Annotated in this window: 15 protein-coding genes; 4 read left to right on the top strand and 11 right to left on the bottom strand. The window is 69.6% G+C overall.

Going from position 1 to position 19,693, the window contains the following annotated elements; translation table 11 throughout:
• Positions 1 to 8 precede the first annotated feature (8 nt).
• The 4 genes from BWI15_RS08325 to BWI15_RS08310 are packed head-to-tail and all read right to left on the bottom strand — an operon-like array spanning position 9 to position 4,610.
• On the bottom strand, positions 9 to 1,421 hold the full coding sequence (locus BWI15_RS08325) for an ABC transporter substrate-binding protein (protein ID WP_237771193.1): 1,413 nt from the start codon (positions 1,419 to 1,421) through the stop codon (positions 9 to 11).
• On the bottom strand, positions 1,406 to 2,830 hold the full coding sequence (locus BWI15_RS08320; RefSeq protein WP_077013709.1) for a ricin-type beta-trefoil lectin domain protein: 1,425 nt from the start codon (positions 2,828 to 2,830) through the stop codon (positions 1,406 to 1,408). The genes BWI15_RS08325 and BWI15_RS08320 overlap by 16 nt, the downstream gene beginning before the upstream one ends.
• 11 nt (positions 2,831 to 2,841) lie before the next feature.
• Positions 2,842 to 3,708 carry a carbohydrate ABC transporter permease gene (locus tag BWI15_RS08315; protein ID WP_202817592.1) on the bottom strand — a complete coding sequence of 289 codons (867 nt, stop codon included), beginning with the start codon at positions 3,706 to 3,708 and terminating at the stop codon, positions 2,842 to 2,844.
• Positions 3,705 to 4,610: a carbohydrate ABC transporter permease gene (locus BWI15_RS08310; RefSeq protein ID WP_077013867.1), complete on the bottom strand. Its 906-nt coding sequence runs from the start codon at positions 4,608 to 4,610 to the stop codon at positions 3,705 to 3,707. The genes BWI15_RS08315 and BWI15_RS08310 overlap by 4 nt, the downstream gene beginning before the upstream one ends.
• A 130-nt stretch (positions 4,611 to 4,740) precedes the next feature.
• Here BWI15_RS08310 and BWI15_RS08305 point away from each other — a divergent pair, with 130 nt between their 5' ends.
• Positions 4,741 to 5,775 carry a LacI family DNA-binding transcriptional regulator gene (locus tag BWI15_RS08305; protein ID WP_077013708.1) on the top strand — a complete coding sequence of 345 codons (1,035 nt, stop codon included), beginning with the start codon at positions 4,741 to 4,743 and terminating at the stop codon, positions 5,773 to 5,775.
• 66 nt (positions 5,776 to 5,841) lie between these two features.
• Here the strand turns inward: BWI15_RS08305 and BWI15_RS08300 are convergent, their stop codons facing one another.
• Complete coding sequence (locus BWI15_RS08300) at positions 5,842 to 7,029, bottom strand: neutral zinc metallopeptidase (RefSeq protein ID WP_077013707.1); 1,188 nt, start codon at positions 7,027 to 7,029, stop codon at positions 5,842 to 5,844.
• A 345-nt stretch (positions 7,030 to 7,374) separates the two neighbouring features.
• Complete coding sequence (locus BWI15_RS08295; protein ID WP_077013706.1) at positions 7,375 to 7,896, bottom strand: RDD family protein; 522 nt, start codon at positions 7,894 to 7,896, stop codon at positions 7,375 to 7,377.
• Positions 7,897 to 8,045: 149 nt separating this feature from the next.
• On the opposite strand from BWI15_RS08295, the gene BWI15_RS08290 reads away from it, so the two are divergent.
• A complete protein-coding gene (locus tag BWI15_RS08290) occupies positions 8,046 to 11,312 on the top strand; it encodes a BTAD domain-containing putative transcriptional regulator (RefSeq protein WP_077013705.1) in 3,267 nt (1,088 codons plus the stop codon).
• A 77-nt stretch (positions 11,313 to 11,389) separates the two neighbouring features.
• On the opposite strand, the gene BWI15_RS08285 is transcribed toward BWI15_RS08290, so the two are convergent.
• Together BWI15_RS08285 and BWI15_RS08280 are read right to left on the bottom strand one after the other, a co-directional pair.
• Entirely contained in the window at positions 11,390 to 11,926 is a 537-nt protein-coding gene (locus tag BWI15_RS08285) for a hypothetical protein (RefSeq protein ID WP_077013704.1), read from the bottom strand.
• A gap of 68 nt (positions 11,927 to 11,994) precedes the next feature.
• A complete protein-coding gene (locus tag BWI15_RS08280) occupies positions 11,995 to 12,939 on the bottom strand; it encodes a YihY/virulence factor BrkB family protein (protein WP_077013703.1) in 945 nt (314 codons plus the stop codon).
• A 136-nt stretch (positions 12,940 to 13,075) separates the two neighbouring features.
• Here BWI15_RS08280 and BWI15_RS08275 point away from each other — a divergent pair, with 136 nt between their 5' ends.
• A complete protein-coding gene (locus tag BWI15_RS08275) occupies positions 13,076 to 13,873 on the top strand; it encodes an SDR family NAD(P)-dependent oxidoreductase (protein WP_077013702.1) in 798 nt (265 codons plus the stop codon).
• A gap of 65 nt (positions 13,874 to 13,938) precedes the next feature.
• Here BWI15_RS08275 and BWI15_RS08270 read toward each other — a convergent pair whose 3' ends face one another.
• The 3 genes from BWI15_RS08270 to BWI15_RS08260 all read right to left on the bottom strand — a co-directional run bounded on the left by BWI15_RS08270 (position 13,939) and on the right by BWI15_RS08260 (position 17,939).
• Positions 13,939 to 14,349: a DUF805 domain-containing protein gene (locus BWI15_RS08270; protein ID WP_077013701.1), complete on the bottom strand. Its 411-nt coding sequence runs from the start codon at positions 14,347 to 14,349 to the stop codon at positions 13,939 to 13,941.
• 84 nt (positions 14,350 to 14,433) lie between these two features.
• Positions 14,434 to 16,971 (bottom strand): tetratricopeptide repeat protein, encoded by a 2,538-nt coding sequence (locus BWI15_RS08265; RefSeq protein WP_077013700.1) that lies wholly within the window; start codon positions 16,969 to 16,971, stop codon positions 14,434 to 14,436.
• Positions 16,971 to 17,939, bottom strand: a complete 969-nt coding sequence (locus tag BWI15_RS08260; RefSeq protein ID WP_202817591.1) for an endonuclease/exonuclease/phosphatase family protein — start codon at positions 17,937 to 17,939, stop codon at positions 16,971 to 16,973. The genes BWI15_RS08265 and BWI15_RS08260 overlap by 1 nt, the downstream gene beginning before the upstream one ends.
• A 159-nt stretch (positions 17,940 to 18,098) precedes the next feature.
• On the opposite strand from BWI15_RS08260, the gene BWI15_RS08255 reads away from it, so the two are divergent.
• Complete coding sequence (locus BWI15_RS08255) at positions 18,099 to 19,688, top strand: discoidin domain-containing protein (RefSeq protein ID WP_077013698.1); 1,590 nt, start codon at positions 18,099 to 18,101, stop codon at positions 19,686 to 19,688.
• Positions 19,689 to 19,693 lie beyond the last annotated feature (5 nt).

Here is a 19,693-nt window from a genome sequence, read left to right as displayed (position 1 = left end):
GACCGGCGTCAGCTGTTGGTCTGGAAGCCCTGCTGGTTGCCGTAGGTCACCAGCGCGTCCTGCCAGGCCTTGAGTCCCGGGTCCAGGTCGGTCTTGGCCTGGTAGGACTTGCCGACGGTGTCGCCGAAGATGCTGTTGGCGTACAGCTGGAACGGCAGGTAGCTCCAGTCCTTGACCACCGTGCCGGCCGCGGCGGTGAGCACCTGGTTGGCCGCCTGGCCACCGAAGTACGCGCTCTTCTTGTCGACGAACGCGGGATCCTTGAGGTCGGCAACGGTCGACGGGAAACCGCCGCTGGACAGGAACGGCTTGACGCCCTCACCGTGGTTGAGCCAGCGGACGAAGGCCGCCGCCAGCGCCGGGTTCGCGCTCTGCTTGAGCACCGACTGGGCGCTGCCGCCGTTCTCCGCGGTGGCCGGCTGACCGTCGTACGTCGGCAGCGGGGCGACCCGCCACTTGCCCGCGCCGGCCTTCACCGACGACTCCAGGACGCCGGGCATCCAGGCGCCGATCGGCAGCGTCGCGATGGTGCCGTCGCCGAGCGCCTTGAACCACTCGTCGGACCAGCCGGGAATGCTCGCCACCAGGCCGCCGGTGACCAGCTGGTTCCAGACCCCGGTCCACTTCTTGGTGCCGTCGTCGGCGAGGTTGATCGTGACGTTCTTGCCGTCGGTCGTGAACGGCTTGCCGCCGGCCTGCCAGATCATGCTGGTGGCGAAGCCGGCGTCACCGGTGTCGTTGGTGATGTATTTCTTCGGGTCCGCCTGGTGCAGCTTCTTGCCGGCCGCCACGAACTCGTCCCAGGTCTTCGGCACGGTCAGGCCGTACTTGTCGAAGACCTCCTTGTTGTAGAACAGCGCCATCGGCCCGGAGTCCTGCGGCAGCCCGAACAGGCCGTCGCCGGCGTGCACAGCGCCCCAGGTGGAGGCGGTGTAGGCGGACTCGAGGCTGTCGAAGCCGTACTCGCGCAGGTCGACCAGCGAACCGGGCAGGGCGAACTGGGGCAGCGCCTGGTACTCGATCTGGGCGACGTCGGGCGCTCCCGAGCCGGCCTTGATGACGTTCTGCAGCTTGGTGTAGTGGTCGTTGCCGGTGCCGGCGTTGACGTAGTTCACCTTGACGTTCGGGTACTGCTTCTCGAACGCCTTCACCTGCGCCTCGGCGGACGGCGTCCAGCTCCAGTAGGTGATGGTGCCGCCCTTGGCCAGGGCTTCGTCGACCGCCGCGGCCGATCCCTGCGGCTGGCTGCTACTGCCGGCCTGGTCCGATCCGCCACAGGCGGCCAGGACGAGCGACGCGGCGGTGACGGCCGCGGTGACGACCAGAAGCCGCCTCGCGCTGCGCCGATGACTGCTCTTCATTGCGGTGTTCCTCTCGTTGTTCGACTTCTTCTGCGCGTTCATCGCTACGAGCGCGTCCACTGCTGGTTCGTCTCGCCGTTGCAGAACCACACGTCGACCGGCGTCCCGTTGCCCGTCCCGGCGCCCGCGGCGTCGAGGCAGAGCCCGGGGTGGGCGACGCTGCTGACGGACAGGTCGTCGTGCAACTGCCAGGCCTGGTTGGCCGCTCCGGTGCAGTCGGTGATGATCGCCGGGCTGCCCGCGCTCGCGCCGTCGCCGCCGATGGTCAGGCACTTCGTGCCGTACACGGTCAGCTGCTGATCAGCGGTCAGGTTCCAGGATTGGTTGCCGCCGCCGTTGCAGTCCCACAGATCGAGGGCGGTCCCGTTGGTCGTCGAGAAGCCCGGTACGTCGACGCAGCGGCCGCTCGCCACTCCGCGCAGCACCTCACCCGGCGGCGCCGGCGGCAGGTCGTTCACCGGTTCCTCCGCGAGCAGTCCCCAGCCCCACTGCAGCTGTGCCAGCCCGGACTCGCTGTTGACTTCCAGATCCCGCTCGCCGACCAGCGTCGTCAGCGAGTACGCGTCGCCGGTCCGCAGGCCGGGCCAGTAGACGACGCCCATGCCGAGCTCCCGCGCGGTCCGGGTGAGGGCTCCGAAGTACGACGTGTAGACGTTGCCCTCGTGGTTGCCGTAGTTCAGTCCGGTCGTCATCGGCGCCCCGGCCTCGTCGATGATCGTGCGCGCGCCGTACTCGCCGATCCGCGGCCGCAGGTTGGCCAGCCACTCGGCCTCGGTGGTGGCGTCGTCCCAGAAGCCGTAGAAGTGCAGCGACAACAGCGTGCCCTTGAGCTCGCGGGCCGCGCCGACGCCGGTGACGTCGTCGTTGTAGCCGGTGCCGGAGATGACGACGCGGCCGCGCGGGACGTCGCGATGGTTCGCCAGCCAGGACGAGGTGAGCGAGACCCACTCGCCGAGCGAGTAGCCGAACGGCTCGTTCATCGGTTCGAAGTACACCCGAGGATTCGTCCGGTACGCCGCGACGGCGGTGTTCCACATCGTGTCGAAGGCGGCCTGGTCGTCGACCCTGCCGTCCTTGGCGTCGTTGGCCTCCCAGTAGCTGAGGATCACCTTGAATCCCTGCCGGGTCGCCGCGTCGATCGCACCCCGGTACGACGTCCACCAGCTGGTGCCGACGCTGGAGGGGTTGATCGGCATCCGGATCGTGTTCGCGCCCAGCTCGCGGCGGAACTCGCCGACGATGCCGGTCGCCCGGCGGTACGTGGTCGCGTAGTCGTCGGCGGTGCTGAGCCCGCTCGGCACGACCTCGTCGGAGGCGTAGTTGTCGCGCGGATCCGCCCAGTTGACGCCGCGGAACTCGCTGGTGTTCTTCGGGGTGGTGACGGCGGGTGAGGCGGTGGCGGGGACGGCCAGGGCCGCGGTCACCAGGACCACCGCGGCGACGGCGATCCGCCGGGCTGCTGTTCTCATGAGCTTGCCTTTCACTGCTTGACGCTGCCCGCGGTCAGGCCGGACTGCCAGAACCGCTGGAGAAGGAGGAAGGCGATGACGAGGGGCACGATGGTCAGCAGCGACCCCGTGATCACCAGGTTGTAGATCGGACGGGCCCCCACGCCGGTCGCCTGGTTGCTCCACTGGGTGAGCCCGACGGTGAGCGGGTAGAGACTCGGCTTGCTGAGCATGATCAGCGGCAGGAAGTAGTTGTTCCAGGTCGAGACCACCGCGAACAGCAGCACCGTGACGATGCCCGGGGCCAGCAGTCGCAGCGCGACGGTGAAAAAGATCCGGATCTCGCCGGCGCCGTCGATCCGGGCCGCCTCGAGCAGATCGCCGGGGATGGCCTCGCCTGCGTAGACCCACATCAGGTACAGGCCGAACGGGCTGATCAGCGACGGAATGATGATCGCCCAGACCGTGTTGGTCAGGCCGAGGTCGGAGAACATCAGGAACGTCGGTACGGCGAGCGCCGTCCCGGGCACGGCGACCGCGCCCAGCAGGACGGCGAAGACGATCCGCCGGCCGGCGAACTTGTACTTCGCCAGGCCGTAGCCGGCCGCGGTCGACAGCAGCGTCGCTCCCCCGGCGCCGACCACGACGTACAGCAGGGTGTTGCCCAGCCAGCGGACGAAGATGCCGCCGTCGTAGGTGAGGGTGTCCTTGATGTTGGCGAACAGCGCGAAGTGATCGCCGAACCACAGCCCCGGACTGTCGAGCAGGTCGGCCTGGGTTTTCGTTGCACTGAGCAACAGCCAGAGCAGCGGGACCAGCGTGTAGACGAGGTAAAGCAGCATCAGGCCGGTGAGCAGCGGCGAACGCCGGGGCCGCAGCGGGGACGTCGTCGTAGTCACAGTGCCTCCCGCGAACCGCGCAGCTGGACGACGTACGCGATGACGGCCGTGAACAGGCCCATCACCAGCGCGACCGTGGCGGAGTAGTTGAACTGCTGTCCGGCGAAGGACAGGTTGTAGGCGTACATGTTGGGCGTGTAGTAGGTGGTGATCACGTTGGGCGCGAGCGTGCGCAGGATGTTCGGCTCGTTGAACAGCTGGAAGCTGCCGATGATCGAGAAGATGGTCGCGATCACGATCGCGCCGCGCAGCGCCGGCAGCTTGACCGCGAGCACGGTGCGCCAGGTGCCGGCACCGTCGATGGCGGCCGCCTCGTACAGCTCCTCGGGCACGGTCCGCAGCGCCGAGTAGAAGATCAGCATGTTGTAGCCCACGAACTCCCAGGTGACGATGTTCGCGATCGACGGCAGCATCCAGTGCTGACTGAGCGGCTGGATCGCGGTCGTGTTGAACAGGTCGTTGAGGTCGGCGGCGAGGCCGAAGTTGGTGCCGTACAGGTAGCCCCACAGCAGGACCGCGACGACGCCCGGTACGGCGTACGGCAGGAAGATCACGATCCGGAAGAAGCCCGACGCGTGCAGCCGGGCGCTGTCGATCGCGAGCGCGGCCAGCAGGGCGAGCACCAGCATCACCGGCACCTGGACCACCAGGAACAATGCGACCCGTCCGAACGACTCCCAGAACTTGGCGTCCCGCAGCACGTCGGCGTAGTTGGCCAGCCCGACGAAGGTGGTGCCGCCGAAAAACGCCTGCTCGCGGAACAGGCTGAGATAGATGGCGTACCCGATCGGCGCCAGGAAGGTCAGCGCGAACACCGCCAGGAACGGGCCGACGAAGATCCAGCCCTTGGTGTCGCGGTGCAGCCAGGCGCGCCGGGAGCGCAGTGCAACGGAGTCGGCCATCGACGTGCCGCCCTCCTTCTGGTCGATCGACGCGCGGGACACGTCGATGTTGACGTCAACATGATCGCCGTGACGGTAGCGTGTTTACGTCAACATGTCTATGGTTCGGTGTGACCGGAGGAGAGGCTCGATGACAGCGGAGGACACTCCCGTACGACGCCGCCGCGGCTCGTCGATGGCCGACGTCGCGCGGGTGGCCGGCGTGTCCGGCCAGACGGTGTCCCGGGTGGCGAACGGCCGCGCCAACGTCGACGCCGCCACCCGCGACCGGGTGCTCGCCGCGATGCGCGAGGTCGGCTACCGGCCCAACAGCGCCGCCCGCGCGCTGCGCAACGGGCAGTTCCGCAGCATCGGCGTGATCGTCTTCGAGCTGTCCAGCTTCGGCAACACGCGCACCCTGGACGCGATCGCGACCGCCGCCACCACCAGCGGGTACGCCGTCAACCTGCTGCCGGTGCTCGACGCGACCCAGGGGGCGGTGTCGACCGCGTTCACCCGGCTCGGCGAGCAGGCCGTCGACGGCGTGATCATCCTGATCGAGGCCCATCAGCTCGACGAGGCCGAGGTGATGCTGCCCGAGGGTCTGCCGGTGGTCGTCGTCGACTCCAGCGCCCACTACGACTATCCGATCGTCGACACCGACCAGGCCCAGGGCGCCCGGCTGGCGACCGAGCATCTGCTCGACCTCGGTCACGCGACGGTCTGGCACCTCGGCGGCCCGCCGTCGTCGTTCGCCGCCGCCCGCCGGCTCCGCTCCTGGCAGCAGACCCTCACCGAACGCGGCTGCCCGGTCCCGCCTGTGCTGGTCGGCGACTGGTCACCGCGCTCCGGCTACGAAACCGGCCTGGAACTCGCCGCCGATCCCGAGGTCACCGCGGTCTTCGTCGCCAACGACCACATGGCCCTCGGCCTGCTCCGCGCCCTGCACGAGAAGGGCCGCTCCATCCCCGGCGACCTCAGCGTCGTCGGCTTCGACGACACCGCCGAGTCCGCCCACTTCTGGCCGCCGCTGACCACCGTCCGCCAGTCCTTCGCCGAGGTCGGCCGCCGCAGCGTCGACGCCCTGATCCGCGAGATCCAGGCCGGCGAACACCACCACGACCCGGTCGCCGTCCCCACCGAACTCGTCGTTCGCAACAGCACCGCGCCACCGCGGAAGAAGTAGCCGCCAGCAACGATCGGAGGGCTGCCGACCAGTGGTCGGCAGCCCTCGGCGTACGTCAGGTGGGGATCAGCCCGCGTCGGGGGCGATCAGCTCCGGGAGCTTCTGCTCGAAAAGCTGACCGAAGGTCCGGCTCGGGAGGATGGTGCTCTGCGGGCGCGCGGCGTCGGCGACCTGGGTGCCCCACAGGGAGCTGGCCAGCCGCTGATTGCGGGTGCCGTGGTGGCTGATGGCGTCGAAGGAGCAGTCGCCCAGCTGGGCGAAGGACTCGACGAACTGGTTGATCCGCTTGGTCTGCAGGGCGGAGCCGCGGGCGTGGTGGAGGTAGTAGCCGGCGAAGGCGTCCGCCATCAGTTCGAGCCGGCGCGCGGCCTCCGGCGCCGGGAGCGTGGTGGCCGTGAGGTCGAGCTCGTACTGGATGTGGTGACCGAACTCGTGCGCGACGATCGCCTCGGCGGCGACGTCGTCCAGACCGACCGCGCGGTAGCCGGCCAGCACGCCGTCACCCATGAGGATCTTGTCCGCGACCTGGCCGATGCCGGGGAACGGTACGCCGCGGTTGCTGAAGGCAAAGGCGTTGAACGTGAAGGTCGGGTGGTTGCCGTAGTCGAACTGCGGCTGGTTCGCCAGCTGGCTGATCAGGCCGGCCAGGTTGGTCGAGGTGGTCACATCGAAACCGAAGGCGCGGTGGAAAACCTGGAAGAGGCGGGCCTGGTCGAGCAGCACCGTGCCGTGGAACGGGGTGAGCTCGATGTCGCCGGACTCGATGTCCCAGAACCGCTGCAGGTCGCGGAAGCTGTGGGTGATGTCGGTGGTGTCCTGGCCGCCGGTGCCGAAAACGAGCGGCCCGGCGGGCCGCGGGAACAGCAGGGCGTCGAGAAGATGCGGCTTCAGGGTGGAGATCAAGTTGGCGGTGCCGTGATCGGCCGCTGTCCACGAAGCCTTCGTGGACTCGAGCCAGTCCCGCACCGGGCTCCCCGGCGAGCACTGGTAGTCGGAGGGATCGATGACTCCGCCGACCAGCTCCTGTTCTTCCAGCCCGAGGCGTTCCTGGACGGCGAGCAGGCGGGCATCCATGTCCGCCGGAAGCAGGGACTTGACCCGCGCGACCAGCGCCTCGGACTCCTCAGGACTCAGCCGGCCCGGCGCCGCGGCCTCGGTCACCGCCGGCACCGCGGCCTGACTCGGGAGAACGGCCAAGCCGGCAGCCAGGCTGAGCGTGGCCGCGGCCACCGGCCATGCGAGCAACTTCTTCATGCGGACTCCTGGTGACTGCCGGCCGACGGCCGGAGGCGGTCTGATGGAGTCAGTATCAGCCTGTACTCAGCCCGCGCTCCCGGTCACCAACTGTCGGAATCCGGCATGACGGAAACCTGACGCGGCCGGTGTCCAGCGGCGACGCCGAGTCAGCCGTTGCTCGAAGGCGTCGATCCGGCGCTCCTGGACGCAGGACGTTCCCTGCGCGGTGGTTCCGTTCTGGACCCGGATCTGCAGGTTGTTGATGCCGGCAAGGTTTCCGGGATTCCAGTTCGATCGCAGACCGGTGTCGTGGGGCGAGCGACGTAAAGTCGCGCGACAATGTCCGCGAATTGGTTGGAGTCCTCAGAAATGCAAGCGGGATTCGTTGGCCGCCGCTTCGGCCTCCCACAGCCGGCGGGTGGCGTCGACGTCCAGGCTGGCTCTGCGCAGGTCTCCGGGCGGCAGATTGCCGAACATCGAGGCCACCAGGATCGGCAGCAGCAGGACCCGGACCAGCATGGCCCACGGTGCCCAGAAGCCGACGCGGCCACCGTCCTTCACGCGGATCAGCCGCGTGCCGGTCAGCAGCGCTCCGAGCGCCCGGCCGTTGCCGTAGAATACGCCGTACACAAGGGGAATCCCGAAGATCAGCCCGATGACGCCGAGCGCCGCGGCCTCGGTGGTGATGCTGCCCGCACTCTCCATCACCAGCAGGGCCGCCGTTCCACCCACCAGAGCGAGCAGGAACACCAGGAAGTCGACGATCCAGGCCGCGATCAGCGCTCCTGGTGTGGGACGCACATAGCGTCGCCCGTCGCCGAGTGGTTCGATCCGCCGGGAGAGCTCCGGCCCGATCACGTCGATCGGGTCCACAAACCTGTTCATGCGCGAAAACTACCGCCCCGCGAGGGCCGTCAACAAATACCGGGTACGGGCGCGAGTACGGGCAGAAAAATGACAGCGGAAATCTTTACACTGCGCTTTTCGCGGCGAATCCGGATGGGTAGCCCCCCGGGGCCCGTAAGGTAACGATCGTGTCCGGACGGCCGTGGGACGACCCACCGCGGAACCGTCACGTCCAGGGACCGGCCGGCCGCTTCGGCGAAGTCCTGCGGTCACATCGCCGGTCCGCCGGGATGACGCAGCGCGAACTCGCGGACCGGGCCGGTCTCAGCGCGGCGGCGATTCGCGACCTGGAGCAGGGGCGCACCAAGAGCCCGAAACCCGAGTCGATCCAGGTCATCGCGGCCGCTCTGGCGTTGACGCCGGCCGACGCGCAACTCCTGCACGCCGCGGCCGAAGGGCACCGATCCGTCACCGTGGCACCAGCGGCGCCGACCGGACCGTTGCGGATCGGCATCCTCGGTCCGATCGAGGTCTGGCACGGGGACGTCGCGGTGCCCGTCAACTCGGGGCCGCAGCGCGCCTTGCTGGCCCGCCTGGCCCTCAGCCTCGGGACGGCGGTCAGCCAGGACGAGCTCGTCGAGCTCCTGTGGCCGGCGAAGGCGCCGCGCAACGCCGTCAACCTGCTGCAGACACGCATTGCCCGGCTGCGCCGACTTCTGGAGCCCGGAGGCTCGACCGGCGTGGTTGTCGGCACCCGAGCGGGCTACAAGCTGGACACCAGTGCGGATGCCGTCGATGCGTGGAGATTCCGCGACCTCGTCGCCCAGGCCGCCGTCAACGAACCGGCGGCGGCGTTCGGCAAGCTGTCCGACGCCGTCGCCCTGTGGCGCGGCGACACGGACGTGGAGACGCTCGCGGCCGACCCGCTCTACATCGCGATCGCGAACGAGTACGCCGACGCGGTCCGCACCCTCGCGCAGCTCGCCCGCGCCGTCGGTCGGCCCGAACAAGCCCTGACCCCGCTCCGCGAACTGGCCGCCCGCCACGAACTCGACGAGCCCCTGCACCTCGAACTGATCCAGACCCTCGCCGCGGCCGATCGGCAGGCCGAGGCGCTCACGGCGTACGACCGGATCCGCGCCGCGCTCGCCGACCAGCTCGGCATCGATCCCGGCGAGCGGCTCCGCGCCGTCCAACTCGACGTACTGCGCCGGCAGAGCGGGGCGTCGCGACCGGCCACCCAGGCGGTGATCCAGCAAGCCCCGTCGGCACCCCCGGACTTCGTCGGCCGAAAGGATGAGCTGGCAACGATCCGTACGGCGCTCCGGCGCCCCGGCGCGCTCTCCTCCCGGGTCGTGCTCGTCAACGGCATCGCCGGCGTCGGCAAGACCGCCCTGGCTCTGGTCGCCGCGCACCAGCTTCGCGCGGAGTACCCGGACGGTCAGCTGTACGCCGATCTGCGCGGCAGCGACGCGACGATCCCCGCGCCGCTCCAGGTGCTCGGCCGTTTCCTGCGCGCTCTCGGCGTTTCCAGCCGGCGGATCGGCACCGACGAGGCCGAAGCGACCGCGCTGTTGCGCAGCGAACTCGCCGATCGACGGATGCTGATCCTGCTCGACAACGCACAGGACGCCGCGCAGGTCCGGCCGCTGCTGCCCGGAGCGGGACGCAGCGACGTGATCGTGACCAGTCGGCGCCGGCTGCCCGACCTGGAGACGGCCGACGTCGTCAATCTCGAGCCGCTGCCCCGCGACGACGCCGTCCGGCTGATCACCGCCACCGCCAGGACGCTCGACGCCGACACCGATGGAGTCCAGGAGCTCGCGGAAGCGTGCGCCCGGCTTCCGCTCGCGCTGCGCATCGCCGGCGCGCGACTCGCCACCCGGCAGGAGTGGACGGTCGCCGACCTGGCCCGGCGCCTGGACGACAGGAACCGGCGACTCACCGAGCTCAGCCTGGGCGAGTCCAGTGTGCTCAACAGCTTCCAGCTCAGCTACGCCGATCTGGGCGCGGACGCCCAGCGCGCGTTCCGGTTGTGCAGTCTGCACCCCGGCGACGACTTCAGCGCCGACAGCACCGGAATCCTGCTCGGGATGCCGACCGCGGAGGCCGAGCGCGTCCTGGAGGACCTGCTCGAGGCGAACATGCTGATGCAGCACACCAAAAACCACTACCGGTTCCACGACCTGCTCGGCCTGTACGCCCGTCGGCTGCTCGCCGAGGACGCCGAAGCCGACGCCGCGCGGACTCGCCTGTACACCTGGTACGCCGAGGCGGTGACGGCCGCGATCGACTGGGTCTACCCACACCTCGTCCGGCTCGGCTCCCACCCCGAGCGGGAGCGGTTCTTCCGCTCGCACGCGTCCGCCCTCGACTGGCTGGACGACGAACAGCGCGCGCTGCTGGCGGTCGTCCAGGACTCGGCGCAGTCCAGTGACCGGCACCTCGCCTGGCAGATCGCCGACCAGCTCCGTGGCTACTTCCTGACCCGCCGGAACGCCGACGGCTGGCTTCCGGCGGCCGAGGCCGGGACGGCGGCCGCGACGGCGGCCGGCGACGACATCGCCCGCGTGGCGATGCTGATCAACCGAGGGCAGGCGTTGTGGGCCGCCCGCCGCGACGACGACGCGATGGCCGACTGCCTCGCCGGTCATGCGCTCGCGGTGGCCGTCGGCTGGAGCACGGCCGCCGCCTACACGGCCCACCAGGCCGGATGGCTGCATGTCGAACGTGGCACGCTGCACGAGGCCGGCCTGTGGATGCGCCGTGCTCTCGACCTGACCGAGGACGACCAGCACAGCCATGTGCGAGCCGTGGCGCTCAACGGTCTGGGCATGACCCGCCTGTACGAGGGTGAGCTGCGGGAGGCCGCCGACCTGCTCGCCGCCTCGGTGGCGATCGACGCGACCGGCCGCGAGGCGTCCGCGCTCATCACCCGAGGCAATCTGGCCAGCGCGCTGCGGCAGCTGGGCGAGGTCGACCGCGCGGCCGAACTGCTCCGCGACGTCCTGGAGACGTACCGGCGGCGATCGCACCCGCGCGGCGAGCTGTCGACGCTGGACGAGCTGGCCCGGCTGCACATCCAAGAGGGCGACGCGGCCACGGCTGTCGGACTGGCCCTGCGTGCCAACGAACTCGCGACCGCCGTTCATGACCGCAAGGCGCAGGCCCAGACCGCCGCGACCTTGGCACAGGCCTACCTCGGGAGCGGCGACACCGCCGCCGCGCTCGCGGGCGGCGAGCAGTGTCTCGCGATCGCGCGCGGCGTCTACCCCTACATCGAAGCCGAGGCCCTGCTCGTCCTCGCCACGGCCCGGCACCGGATCGGCGACACGACGTCGGCGGTCGAGGCAGCCGAGCAGGCGGCGGCGATCGCCGCCGAATTCGGCTTCGGGCTGCTCGGGGAAGAGGCCGACCAGCACCTGCGGGCCCGAGCCTCGGCCGGGCGCCGCTGAGGGGCGCGCGGCTGAGCGGGCCGCCGACAAGCCCGCGCTCGTTTCACCGCGTGAACGAAAACGAGCCCGCGCTCGTTTCACCGCCTGAACCGAAGCCACCGCCGCAGGAAAGCGCGCGCCTTGCCGATCAGCCCGTCCGCGGTGTCGCGCGGCGGGCGAAGCTGGACGTCGTGCTGCACGGTGACCGGGCGCGGCTCGGCCTCGCGGGATCGCCGTTGGCCGGGACGCGCGACCGGTCGGCGGCGAGTGCTTCCCAGCCGCGCGTACGCCGTACTGCGGCGCGGGCGGACCTCGCGGGGTGTCGTGCTCTGATCGGCGGTCAGCCCGTAGTGACCCGCCAGCCGGGCGAGCTCGGACTCCGAGAGCGCTCCGTCGACCTCGATCCTCGGCGCCTTCTTGATCGTGGTCTTCTCGACCGTGAGATGGACGCCGTCCTCGGACACCCGGGCGCCGGTCAGTGGCACCAGTGCGTGCTGGGCGCCCGTGATGCCGCGCGCCACCGTCGCCCAGGCGATCTCACCCGAGGGAGTGCAGCTGTGCAAGGTCATGATCGGCCCGATCCGCGCTCCCGCCACGTCGTACGCCGTTCGGCCCAGCACCCGTTCGATCGTCATCGCCGTCCACCCCGTTCTCTTCGACCCTCGCCTGTCAGTACCCTGAGTGATCGACAAGAAACACAGCGTCAGCTCGGTAGCGAGTCGGCCTTCACCGCGCCGCGCTCGCCAAGCGGCTGCGGATCTCCCTTGGTGGTGTCCTTCGCCGTCTGCTGCTCGGCCTCGGCGTTGATCTCGGCACCGAGCAGGATGGCGTAGGCGCTGATCCACAGCCACAGCATCAGGATGACGATCGCCGCCAGGCTGCCGTAGGTCTTCGCGTAGTTGCCGAACGTCTCGACGTACAGCGAGAAGCCGATCGACGCGACCAGCCAGATCACGGTGGCCACGGCGGCGCCGATCGACACCCACCGCATCTTCGGCGCGTCCCGGTCCGGTCCCACCCGGTAGATCACCGCGAGCACGATCGTGATCAGCACGATCGCGAGCACCAGCCGTCCCACGGCCAGCGCGATCCGGATCGGCGTCGACACGTCGTCCCCGATCGCGGCGCCGACCGAGAACAGCGCGACCGCGAGCAGCACGAACACGATCGCGCCGAGCGTGAGCAGCAGCGCAAGGCCCTTGCGGCGGACGAAGCCGCGCGTCTCGTCCTCGTCGTAGGCCAGGTTCACCGCGGTGAGCATGTTGCCGACGCCGCCCGACGCGCTCCACAGCGCGGCGACCACGGCGATCGCCAGCCCGATCCCCAGGCTCTGGCGCGGAGCCGACACCAGCCCGTCGATCTGCTGCAGCAACAGGTCCCGCCCGGCCGCCGGCATCGCCGAGCCCAACTCGTCGGCCTGCTGCCGAATCTGCGCCGGGTCCGCCACCAGCCCGTACGTCAGTACGGCGGCCGCCACGGCCGGGAACAACGCCAGGAAGCCGAAAAACGCCACTCCGGCCGCCAGCAACGGCACCTGGTCGTCCTTCGCCTCCTTCCAGGCCCGCCGAACGACCTGCCACCACCCGCGGGCGGGAATCTCCGAGGGCTTGTCCGCCTCTGCGCCGGGTACGCCACGTTCTGCACTCATCGCGCGTCGGTACCCACCCTGGACCACTATTCACGGCCCGGGCACCAGCCGGGCGGAAACAGTGAATCGGCCCGGGTACCGGGAAAGGGCTCGACCGAGACAACGATCCGCGGGTGGGATTTTGGAGGAGCGACTGATGACCGAGAACCGACCGCTGGCCCTGGTGACCGGTGCCTCGAGTGGTATCGGGCTGGAACTGGCCAAACAGTTCGCCACACACGGGTACGACCTGATCATCACCGCGGAGGACGACGGCATCGAGACCGTCGCGCCGTCGCTGCGCACGGCGGGTGACGCGTCGGTCCAAGTCGAGGCGACCCGGCTCGATCTCACCACCGCGGAAGGCGTGCAGAGCCTGATGACGGTGGTCGGCACCCGGCCACTGGCGGCCGCGGCGCTCAACGCGGGCGCCGGGCTCGGCGGCGCGTTCGTCGACAACGACCTGGCCGACGAGCTCAGGATCATCGACCTGAACGTGAAGTCGACGGTCGCGATCGCCAAGTCGGTGCTGACCGGGATGGTGCAGCGCGGCGAGGGCCGGGTGCTGATCACCTCGTCGATCGCGGCGACGATGCCCGGGTCGTACCAGGCGGTCTACAACGCGACCAAGTCGTTCCTGCAGTCGTTCACCGAAGCGCTGCAGGACGAGCTGAGGGACTCTCCCGTCACGGTCACCTCGCTGATGCCCGGACCGACCGAGACCAACTTCTTCCACCGGGCCGGGATGGACGACACCCCGGTCGGCCAGGCCGAGAAGGACGATCCGGCCGCGGTCGCGAAGCAGGGCTTCGAGGCGATGCTGGCCGGCAAGAACCGGGCGGTCGCCGAGTCGCTGACCACCAAGGCCCAGGAACTGGCGAACAAGGTGCTGCCGGACAAGCTCAAGGCCGCCGTCCATCGCCGGATGGCCGAGCCGAAGCCCGACGACAACTAGGTGCCGAACAGCACTGAGCCCGCGCGCCGGATCGGCGCGCGGGCTCAGTTGTTGTTCTCAGCGACTCAGACGGTCGGGTAACCCGGCTCCGGGCTGCCCGCGGCCGCGCCGAACCGCTCCTGCGCCTTCGGGTCCGGGCCGTGGCTGTTGTCACCCGCGGTTCCCTCCTGGACCTCGAAGACCAGCAGCACGATCGCGCCGATCAGCGGGATCAGGCCGATCAGGATCCACCAGCCGCTGCGGTCGGTGTCGTGCAGCCGCCGCACGGTGACGGCGAGGCTCGGCAGCAGAACGAGCAGCGTGTAGATCCCGCTCAGCAGGCCCGCGCCCGAGCTGTCGGTGCCGATCAGACGGTCGATCACCGTCAGGACGATCGAGATGATCACGTTGAACAACGTGAACATCCAGAACTCCTTGCGGCGGGCCCGGCCGCTGAACACGACGTACTTCTTGAGAACATCCAGGTACCAATGCATGACGGCACTCCGATAGTTGATCCACAGCCGGCCTTCTTGGCCGGCCCAGGTCGTACACCTTCATTGCCCCCGGCCCGCTCGGACCTAACGTGCGAGGCCGGCCAGGAGGTCTTCCACCCGCTCGGAGCGACCGCGGCGGCGGTTGGCCTGCCACTCCTCAGGGCTCATCATGTCGGCGACCAGGGTCAAGACCTCTTGAAGTTCTTCCGCGAGATACGGATTCACCACGCCCAGGCGTTCACCCATCGCCTCCTCGGCCCCGAACAGGCGGCCGGCGATGCCCGCGTCACCTTGCCGCGCGAGGATCGTCATCATGGTGTTCGCGAAGGCCATCGTCAAGCTGGGGCTGCCCAGACCGAGCACGGTGGGAATCAGGTCCCGGCCCAAAATACTCGCCTCGTCGATCCGGCCGGCGACCGCCAGCAGATAAGCGAGGTTCTGTCCCTGGACGGCGGTCTCGTGGGCGTCGCCGATTCTTTCGAGCACGGCCAGCGACTCGCGCAGCAGCGCCTCGGCCCGATCGTGGTGGCCCAGTTCCTGCTCGACGCCGGCGAGGTTGCCGAGGATCCGGGCGCGGCGGCCGTTGCCGTCCAGCCGGCGGTCGAGTTCCAGGCCTTCGGCAAGAGTTCGCCGTGCGGTCTCGAGATCGCCTTGCTGGCGTTGCGCCGTACCGATCAGGCTCATCGCCCAGACGACGCCGGCGCGGTCGTCCAGGGAACTCGACATCTCGCGGGCCCGGAGCGCCTCGGCGAGGGCGCGTTCCGGTTCGCCCTGGACGAGAAGGAGATTGCTCAGTCCGCGCACGCAGGCGGCGAGGTCGACCGACGGCCTCGTACCGGCGCGGGCGACCACCGTCTCGTGCCAGCGGCGGCCCTCGGCGATGTCCCCGGTGATGACCCACAGCCAGCTCAGGGCCGCGCACAGGCGCAGGCTCGCGGCGCTGTTGAACGATGTTGCCCAGGACAACGCCGCACGGAAGTTGCCGAGCTCGGCCTCGGCCAGGTCGCGGGCAGTCCCGTGCCTGGACTCGCGGAGATCGCGCAGTTCGGTGGCCAGATCGGCGTAGTACGTCGCGTGCGCGGCGCAGAGGTCGTCGGCCTCCTCGGTGGCGGCCAGCTTCTCGCCGGCGTACTGGCCGATGGTCCGGAGCATCACGAACCGGGTCGGGGAGCCCGGGGTGACGGTGATCAGGTTGGCGTCGTGCAGTTCGGCGACGGCGTCGAGCGGATCGGCGGTGTCCGCGGCGATCGCGGTGATCGCGGCCAGGTCAGCGCCGCCGGAGAAGACAGCGAGCCGGCGGAAGAGACGCTGATGCCCGGGATCGAGCAGGTCGTAGGACCAGGCGATGGTGTCGCGCAGGGAGCGCTGCCGGTCGGGTCTCGCGCTGCTGGTCGAGGCGATGTCGAGCGAACGGTCGATGCGGTCGAGCAACTCCTGCAGGCCGAGGACCCGGACCCGCGGAGCACACAGCTCGATGGCCAGCGGGAGCCCGTCGAGCCGCTGGCAGATCGCTTCGACCGCGGCGCGGTCGGGGCCGGTCGCGGTGAAGCCGGGGTGCACCGCGACCGCGCGCTGGACGAAGAGCTCGACGGCGGCGGAGTGGGTGTCCAGCGGCCTCACCAGGTGCTGCTGCTCTGCTGTCAGCCCGAGCGGTCGCCGTGACGTGGCAACGATGGTGACCTGCGGCGCCCGGTCGAGAATCCCGGCGACCACCCGGTCCGCCCCGTCGACCTGCTCCAGGTTGTCGAGCACCAGCAGCAGCGTGCGTTGGGCCAGGTACGACGTGAGCCGCGCCGGCGGGTGTTCTCGTGGCGGTACGTCCAGGACCTCGGCGATCGAGGACCACATCACCTCGTCCGACTCGGCCTCCGCCAGCGGCACGAAGTAGGCGCCACCCGGGAACCGGTTGATCGCCGCGGCCGCGGCCGAGATCGCCAGCCGGGTCTTGCCCGCCCCGCCGGGGCCGACAAGACTCACCAGCCGTACGTCGGGCCGGCCGATCAGTTCGTCCAGCCGGGCCAGATCGCCGTCGCGGCCCAGCAAGGGAGTCGAGGGAACCGGCAGGCTCGTCGCCGTGCCGACCGTTCGCGGCGGCGGGAACTCCGCGTCGAGGCCCACGACGGTGAGCTGGAACAACCGTTCGGGCTCGGGGATGTCCTTGAGATGGTGCGTGCCGAGGTCACGCAACGCGGCGCCGTCGGGCAGATCGTGCCTGACCGCGTCCCCCGTGGTCGCCGAGACGATCACCTGACCACCGTGCGCCGCCGCCGCGACCCGGGCGGCCCGGTGAACATCCATCCCCCAGTAGTCACCGTCCGAGATCCCCGGCGTACCGGTGTGGATCCCCATCCGCACTCTCAGCCGCTCGCCCCCGGGCCATTGGTGTCCTGCCAGCCCACGTTGGGCGTCGACCACCGCCCGGACCGCTTCGGCCGCGCTCGCGAACACCACGAAAAAGCTGTCCCCTTCGGTGCCCTGCTCGGCCCCGCCGTACCTGTGCCACACGGCGCGAAGGATCCGGCGATGCCCTTCGAGCGCGTCCAGGTAACTGTCCCCGAGGCGCCGCAGCAGGACCGTCGACCCCTCGATGTCGGTGAACAGCATCGAAACCGGCGGGCTCATCAGACGGTGAACTCCACCCACAACGGGTAGTGGTCGGAGATCCGGAACGACAGCTGGGACTTGGTCAGTCCGTCGAGCACCAGCGGGACGAAGTCCAGGCTGCCGCAGCGGTTGGTGAAGGTCAGGCCGTTCAGCATCGGCGGCAGGTCCGGGTCGGTGGGGTCGTTGAACCAGGCGATCTGGTCGTAGTAGTGATGGTCCTTGTCGTTGTCGAAGATCGTCCGCGGCACGAGACCGAGGTCCGGTGGTGGCCACAGTCCCGTGGAGACGAAGGCGGCGTACAGCGGATCGTCGATCCGGTCGAGGTTGAAGTCGCCGAGCACCAGCAGGTTGTGGTTCCAGTCCTTCGGGCGATCGGCCCACTTGCGCATCCAGTCGGCGAAGGCCTGGACCTCGCCGAGGCGGTCCTTCGGGCCCTTGCCCCACAGCACGTGCACCGTGGTGAGGATGAAGTCGGTCCCGCCGCGCACGAAGGCCGCGGCGTACGGCGTCCGCGCGAACTGCTCGACCTCGTGGTCCGCGGCGGCCGGCAGCACGATCTCGCCGACCAGGCCGGACGGCTGCACGCGCTCGGAGTCGTAGACATAGGCCAGCCGCTCGGCGTTGCCCGGGGCCCCTTCGGTCGCGTCCGACACGATCACCCGGTAGCGCTCGCCGAGCCGGTGCAGCAGCGCCATCAGCGCCGTCGTGTCGCGCTTGCTCTCCTGGATCGCCGTCACGTCGAACCGCTCGACCACGGCCGCGAGACAGGCCAGCGCGTGCCAGTCCCGCTTGGGCTGGTCGTTCGGGCCCGACTGCCACTTCGGCGTCAGCCCGCCGAATCCCCGGATGTTCCAGGTCCCGATCAGCAGGTTGTCGTCCACCTTCGCCGGAAGCTGCTCGTCCAGCGCAGCTCCTAACCGGTTCAGGTCCTTGGTCACCGCTGCCGGCACCGGACCGGCCGGCGGCCGCATCACCTCACGTGCCACGATTTCCCACCCCCACAACGGATTGCACGGCCGCCCCAACCGCTGCTTCGAGCGTGAGCGCAGGCCACCGTCGCGTCAATGGGCCGCGACCTCTGGACCGGAGATTAATTGTTAGGTAAGTTTCCTATTAGTTAGCTCCGATCGCCCCTAGGAGTCCTCATGACTTTGCGCACGGTCCTTGCCGTCCTCCTTCCCGTCCCCCTTCTGGTCGCGCTCGGCGGCTCGCAGGCCACGGCACGCACCTCCGCCGATGTCCTGCTCTCGGCACGGCAACCAGCCCTTGCCTCCAGCATCGAAGACGACACGCTGCCCGCGAGACAGGCCGTCGACGGCAGTACGACGACCCGCTGGGCCAGCACCGAAGGCGTTGACCCACAGTGGATCCGGGTCGATCTCGGCCAGCCGGCCACGATCCGCCGGGTCAAGCTCAACTGGGAGGCCGCCTACGCCAAGGTCTACCGGATCGAGGTGTCCGGCAACGGCACCGACTTCCGCACCGTCAAGGAAGTTGCTGACGGCAACGGCGCCGTCGACGACCTGAGCGGCCTGACAGCGCACGGCCGCTATGTCCGGCTGGTCGGCACGCAGCGCGGAACGCCGTACGGGTACTCGCTGTGGGAGCTGGAGGTCTACGGCACGGCCGACTCCAGCGGTGACACCCAGCCACCGAGCGTCCCGACCGGTCTGCAGAGCAGCGCCGTCACCGCGACGTCGGCCGCACTCCAGTGGACCGCCTCGACGGACAACGTCGGCGTCGGCTCGTACGACGTACTGCGCAACGGCATTGTCGTCGCCTCGACCGAATCCACGCAGTACAACGACACCGGCCTCACCGCCAGTACGACGTACCAGTACGCCGTCCGCGCCCGTGATCTGGCCGGAAACCTGTCGGGCCCGAGCCAGGCCATCACCGTGCAGACAGGCTCCGGCGGCACCGGTGCCTTCGTGCTCGGCGCGGCCGGTGACATCGCCGACCGGTGCACCGAGTCCGACTCCAGCTGCGTGCACCCGAAGACCGCCCGCCTGATCCAGGCGATGAGCCCGGCGAACGTGATCACGATGGGCGACAACCAGTACGACGACGCCCACCTGTCGGACTTCCGCAACTACTACGACAAGTCGTGGGGCAAGTTCAAGGCGATCACCAAGCCGATCCCCGGCAACCACGAGTCCTACGACGACACCCCGTTCGCCGGCTACCGCGCGTATTTCGGCTCGATCGCGACGCCGCAGGGCAAGCAGTACTACAGCTGGGACAAGGGCAACTGGCACTTCATCGCCCTGGACTCCAACGACTTCGTCACCGGTGAGGGCATGGCCGAGCCGGCCCAGCTGACCTGGCTCAAGCAGGACCTGGCCCGCAACACCAAGGGCTGTATCGCGGCCTACTACCACCACCCGCGCTTCAGCTCCGGCGACCACGGCGACAACCCGGACAGCATCCAGCTGTGGCAGACGCTGGTCGGCGCGAAGGTCGACCTGGTGCTGAACGGCCACGACCACCACTACGAGCGGTTCCTGCCGCAGAACGTCAACGGCCAGGTCGACCCGGCCGGCCCGGTCCAGATCATCGGCGGCATGGGCGGCGCCCCGCTGTACGACGTCCACGCCGCGCACCCGGCGACGGCCAAGATCCTCTCGACGTACGGCGCCCTGAAACTCTCGATGACCGACAACACCTTCTCCACCCAGCTGATCGGGCTGGACAGCAAGGTGCTCGACAGCAGCCCCACCTACACCTGCCACTGACGGGG

Origin of the sequence: Kribbella sp. ALI-6-A, from assembly GCF_001984195.1 — a bacterium.
GTDB lineage: Bacteria > Actinomycetota > Actinomycetes > Propionibacteriales > Kribbellaceae > Kribbella.
Note: the sequence above shows the minus strand (reverse complement) of the source record. Positions and strands in the feature narration are given on the sequence as shown.

What these genes read in the sequence shown, in the direction of transcription:
- BWI15_RS08320 (WP_077013709.1), bottom strand. Translation starts at nt 2,830, where the DNA reads ATGAGAACAGCAGCCCGGCGGATCGCCGTCGCCGCGGTGGTCCTGGTG.
- BWI15_RS08310 (WP_077013867.1), bottom strand. Translation starts at nt 4,610, where the DNA reads ATGGCCGACTCCGTTGCACTGCGCTCCCGGCGCGCCTGGCTGCACCGC.
- BWI15_RS08305 (WP_077013708.1), top strand. Translation starts at nt 4,741, where the DNA reads ATGACAGCGGAGGACACTCCCGTACGACGCCGCCGCGGCTCGTCGATG.
- BWI15_RS08300 (WP_077013707.1), bottom strand. Translation starts at nt 7,029, where the DNA reads ATGAAGAAGTTGCTCGCATGGCCGGTGGCCGCGGCCACGCTCAGCCTG.
- BWI15_RS08295 (WP_077013706.1), bottom strand. Translation starts at nt 7,896, where the DNA reads ATGAACAGGTTTGTGGACCCGATCGACGTGATCGGGCCGGAGCTCTCC.
- BWI15_RS08285 (WP_077013704.1), bottom strand. Translation starts at nt 11,926, where the DNA reads ATGACGATCGAACGGGTGCTGGGCCGAACGGCGTACGACGTGGCGGGA.
- BWI15_RS08280 (WP_077013703.1), bottom strand. Translation starts at nt 12,939, where the DNA reads ATGAGTGCAGAACGTGGCGTACCCGGCGCAGAGGCGGACAAGCCCTCG.
- BWI15_RS08275 (WP_077013702.1), top strand. Translation starts at nt 13,076, where the DNA reads ATGACCGAGAACCGACCGCTGGCCCTGGTGACCGGTGCCTCGAGTGGT.
- BWI15_RS08270 (WP_077013701.1), bottom strand. Translation starts at nt 14,349, where the DNA reads ATGCATTGGTACCTGGATGTTCTCAAGAAGTACGTCGTGTTCAGCGGC.
- BWI15_RS08265 (WP_077013700.1), bottom strand. Translation starts at nt 16,971, where the DNA reads ATGAGCCCGCCGGTTTCGATGCTGTTCACCGACATCGAGGGGTCGACG.
- BWI15_RS08255 (WP_077013698.1), top strand. Translation starts at nt 18,099, where the DNA reads ATGACTTTGCGCACGGTCCTTGCCGTCCTCCTTCCCGTCCCCCTTCTG.